General features: G+C 49.4%; 2 protein-coding genes. One reads left to right on the plus strand and one right to left on the minus strand.

Features of this window, described 5'->3' with window-relative positions; translation table 11 throughout:
• The coding region (cax, locus tag ACFRAK_RS29285; RefSeq protein WP_394573235.1) for a calcium/proton exchanger at positions 1 to 758 on the plus strand (758 nt) is incomplete at its 5' end.
• Between the two features lie 89 nt (positions 759 to 847).
• Here cax and ACFRAK_RS29290 read toward each other — a convergent pair.
• The gene (locus ACFRAK_RS29290) at positions 848 to 1135 is read right to left on the minus strand and encodes an Fpa/YlaN family protein (protein WP_394573236.1); all 288 of its coding nucleotides are present in this window, start codon (positions 1133 to 1135) and stop codon (positions 848 to 850) included.
• Between the last annotated feature and the right edge of the window lie 50 nt (positions 1136 to 1185).

A 1185-nucleotide genomic window follows, 5' to 3' on the forward strand; every position in this document is an offset into this window, starting at 1 on the left:
GATTAAGCCTGTTTGCGGGAGGGCTTAAATTCAAGGTACAGAAATACAACATGACCCTGGCAGGACTCAACGGCTCTTTGATGACTCTCGCTATCATTGCCTTGTTCATTCCGGCCGTATTTCTGAACACGCATTCGATCACGGAAGGCGAGACCAAGACACTCAGCCTGATCGTAGCCGGTATCCTGATTATTAGCTACATCGCATGGCTTCTCTTCTCCATGATTACACACAAGGAGTATTTGGCTGACGTAAGCGATGATCATGATCAGGATGCCCTCGCGCACGAACATGGCCCTTTCTGGTCTAAGAAGCGCTCGATCCTCTATCTGGTCGTAGCTACGGTCATGGTGGCATTCGTCAGTGAATGGCTGGTTGGGGTGCTTGAGCCGATCAGTCACGAGTACGGCCTGAGCGAATTGTTCATTGGGGCGTTTCTCGTCGCGATCATCGGCAATGCCGCTGAACACAGTGCAGCTATCATGCTCGCTATGAAAAATAAGATCGGCGCCGCTGTCGAAATCGCCGTTGGCAGCAGCCTCCAGATCGCCTTGTTCGTTGCGCCGGTGCTGGTGTTCATCAGCTTCTTTCTTGGCAATACGATGGATCTCGTATTTACGACGCTTGAGCTTGTTGCGATCGGGGTAGCGATCTTCATTGCCCGCTCCGTGACACAGGACGGCGCCTCCAATTGGTATGAAGGGCTGCTGCTCATTGCCGTTTACGTGATACTTGGCGTTTCCTTTTTCCTTGTGTAATCGAAAACAGGATGCCTCTGCACATCAAAAAACGCATGTCGCCATTACGACATGCGTCTCTCTATGTATGCGCCTGTAACAAGTACAGGCTACTCGGATTGATTCATGGCTTCGTACAGGACCGCGAGATTGCGCTCAAGCTTACTGATCATCTGCTTTCCCGTACTTTCCGGAAGGAGACCGGCTCGAACCGCGAAATCGACCTCTTTGGAGAAACCGTACATTTGGGTATCCAGCACTTCCTCATAGAGAGGGCAATAACGGGTAGCCAGATTCTCCATCTGTACTTCAATAAGCTTTAGGATTTTATCTGCATCTTCATGTAGAAGACTGATCGCTTTGAGATTCAGCTGTTCCTGTAAATCAGATGAAGTCATGATCTTCCCCCCTATGTCAAAATCACAGCACAGTTTACTATCTATAATAT

It is taken from the genome of Peribacillus sp. NPDC056705, from assembly GCF_043656335.1.

Excerpts from the sequence above, each read along its gene's own strand:
- ACFRAK_RS29290 (WP_394573236.1), bottom strand. The coding sequence starts at position 1,135 with ATGACTTCATCTGATTTACAGGAACAGCTGAATCTCAAAGCGATCAGT.